General features: G+C 56.1%; 3 protein-coding genes and 1 pseudogene. 3 read left to right on the top strand and 1 reads right to left on the bottom strand.

Annotated elements, in window-relative coordinates; genetic code table 11:
- Positions 1 to 248 (bottom strand): annotated as a pseudogene (locus tag DTO57_RS14740) (hypothetical protein); the annotation flags it as partial.
- Positions 249 to 392: 144 nt separating this feature from the next.
- Here DTO57_RS14740 and DTO57_RS14180 point away from each other — a divergent pair.
- The 3 genes from DTO57_RS14180 (at position 393) to sul1 (ending at position 2,528) form a co-directional block, all read left to right on the top strand.
- Positions 393 to 1,184, top strand: coding sequence for an ANT(3'')-Ia family aminoglycoside nucleotidyltransferase AadA2 (locus DTO57_RS14180; protein WP_001206356.1), 792 nt, complete (start codon positions 393 to 395; stop codon positions 1,182 to 1,184).
- Positions 1,185 to 1,347: 163 nt separating this feature from the next.
- Positions 1,348 to 1,695 (top strand): quaternary ammonium compound efflux SMR transporter QacE delta 1, encoded by a 348-nt coding sequence (locus DTO57_RS14185; RefSeq protein ID WP_000679427.1) that lies wholly within the window; start codon positions 1,348 to 1,350, stop codon positions 1,693 to 1,695.
- On the top strand, positions 1,689 to 2,528 hold the full coding sequence (gene sul1, locus DTO57_RS14190; protein WP_000259031.1) for a sulfonamide-resistant dihydropteroate synthase Sul1: 840 nt from the start codon (positions 1,689 to 1,691) through the stop codon (positions 2,526 to 2,528). The genes DTO57_RS14185 and sul1 overlap by 7 nt, the downstream gene beginning before the upstream one ends.
- Positions 2,529 to 2,820 lie beyond the last annotated feature (292 nt).

Consider the following 2,820-nt stretch of genomic DNA (forward strand, 5'->3'; position numbering starts at 1 on the left):
TTTGGCATTGGGCCCTCGGCGCTGACGGAGGCCATGGGCATGCTCAACCACCATTTCGCAGCAGCCGCCTGATCGGCGCAGAGCGACAGCCTACCTCTGACTGCCGCCAATCTTTGCAACAGAGCCACCCAGTGGACATAAGCCTGTTCGGTTCGTAAGCTATAATGCAAGTAGCGTATGCGCTCACGAAACTGGTCCAGAACCTTGACCGAACGCAGCGGTGGTAACGGCGCAGTGGCGGTTTTCATGGCTTGTTATGACTGTTTTTTGTACAGTCTATGCCTCGGGCATCCAAGCAGCAAGCGCGTTACGCCGTGGGTCGATGTTTGATGTTATGGAGCAGCAACGATGTTACGCAGCAGGGCAGTCGCCCTAAAACAAAGTTAGACATCATGAGGGAAGCGGTGACCATCGAAATTTCGAACCAACTATCAGAGGTGCTAAGCGTCATTGAGCGCCATCTGGAATCAACGTTGCTGGCCGTGCATTTGTACGGCTCCGCAGTGGATGGCGGCCTGAAGCCATACAGCGATATTGATTTGTTGGTTACTGTGGCCGTAAAGCTTGATGAAACGACGCGGCGAGCATTGCTCAATGATCTTATGGAGGCTTCGGCTTTCCCTGGCGAGAGCGAGACGCTCCGCGCTATAGAAGTCACCCTTGTCGTGCATGACGACATCATCCCGTGGCGTTATCCGGCTAAGCGCGAGCTGCAATTTGGAGAATGGCAGCGCAATGACATTCTTGCGGGTATCTTCGAGCCAGCCATGATCGACATTGATCTAGCTATCCTGCTTACAAAAGCAAGAGAACATAGCGTTGCCTTGGTAGGTCCGGCAGCGGAGGAATTCTTTGACCCGGTTCCTGAACAGGATCTATTCGAGGCGCTGAGGGAAACCTTGAAGCTATGGAACTCGCAGCCCGACTGGGCCGGCGATGAGCGAAATGTAGTGCTTACGTTGTCCCGCATTTGGTACAGCGCAATAACCGGCAAAATCGCGCCGAAGGATGTCGCTGCCGACTGGGCAATAAAACGCCTACCTGCCCAGTATCAGCCCGTCTTACTTGAAGCTAAGCAAGCTTATCTGGGACAAAAAGAAGATCACTTGGCCTCACGCGCAGATCACTTGGAAGAATTTATTCGCTTTGTGAAAGGCGAGATCATCAAGTCAGTTGGTAAATGATGTCTAACAATTCGTTCAAGCCGACCGCGCTACGCGCGGCGGCTTAACTCCGGCGTTAGATGCACTAAGCACATAATTGCTCACAGCCAAACTATCAGGTCAAGTCTGCTTTTATTATTTTTAAGCGTGCATAATAAGCCCTACACAAATTGGGAGATATATCATGAAAGGCTGGCTTTTTCTTGTTATCGCAATAGTTGGCGAAGTAATCGCAACATCCGCATTAAAATCTAGCGAGGGCTTTACTAAGCTTGCCCCTTCCGCCGTTGTCATAATCGGTTATGGCATCGCATTTTATTTTCTTTCTCTGGTTCTGAAATCCATCCCTGTCGGTGTTGCTTATGCAGTCTGGTCGGGACTCGGCGTCGTCATAATTACAGCCATTGCCTGGTTGCTTCATGGGCAAAAGCTTGATGCGTGGGGCTTTGTAGGTATGGGGCTCATAATTGCTGCCTTTTTGCTCGCCCGATCCCCATCGTGGAAGTCGCTGCGGAGGCCGACGCCATGGTGACGGTGTTCGGCATTCTGAATCTCACCGAGGACTCCTTCTTCGATGAGAGCCGGCGGCTAGACCCCGCCGGCGCTGTCACCGCGGCGATCGAAATGCTGCGAGTCGGATCAGACGTCGTGGATGTCGGACCGGCCGCCAGCCATCCGGACGCGAGGCCTGTATCGCCGGCCGATGAGATCAGACGTATTGCGCCGCTCTTAGACGCCCTGTCCGATCAGATGCACCGTGTTTCAATCGACAGCTTCCAACCGGAAACCCAGCGCTATGCGCTCAAGCGCGGCGTGGGCTACCTGAACGATATCCAAGGATTTCCTGACCCTGCGCTCTATCCCGATATTGCTGAGGCGGACTGCAGGCTGGTGGTTATGCACTCAGCGCAGCGGGATGGCATCGCCACCCGCACCGGTCACCTTCGACCCGAAGACGCGCTCGACGAGATTGTGCGGTTCTTCGAGGCGCGGGTTTCCGCCTTGCGACGGAGCGGGGTCGCTGCCGACCGGCTCATCCTCGATCCGGGGATGGGATTTTTCTTGAGCCCCGCACCGGAAACATCGCTGCACGTGCTGTCGAACCTTCAAAAGCTGAAGTCGGCGTTGGGGCTTCCGCTATTGGTCTCGGTGTCGCGGAAATCCTTCTTGGGCGCCACCGTTGGCCTTCCTGTAAAGGATCTGGGTCCAGCGAGCCTTGCGGCGGAACTTCACGCGATCGGCAATGGCGCTGACTACGTCCGCACCCACGCGCCTGGAGATCTGCGAAGCGCAATCACCTTCTCGGAAACCCTCGCGAAATTTCGCAGTCGCGACGCCAGAGACCGAGGGTTAGATCATGCCTAGCATTCACCTTCCGGCCGCCCGCTAGCGGACCCTGGTCAGGTTCCGCGAAGGTGGGCGCAGACATGCTGGGCTCGTCAGGATCAAACTGCACTATGAGGCGGCGGTTCATACCGCGCCAGGGGAGCGAATGGACAGCGAGGAGCCTCCGAACGTTCGGGTCGCCTGCTCGGGTGATATCGACGAGGTTGTGCGGCTGATGCACGACGCTGCGGCGTGGATGTCCGCCAAGGGAACGCCCGCCTGGGACGTCGCGCGGATCGACCGGACATTCGCGGAGACCTTCGTCCTGAGA

The organism is Microbacterium sorbitolivorans (genome assembly GCF_003327285.1).
In the GTDB taxonomy this organism is placed as follows: Bacteria; Actinomycetota; Actinomycetes; order Actinomycetales; family Microbacteriaceae; genus Microbacterium; species Microbacterium sorbitolivorans.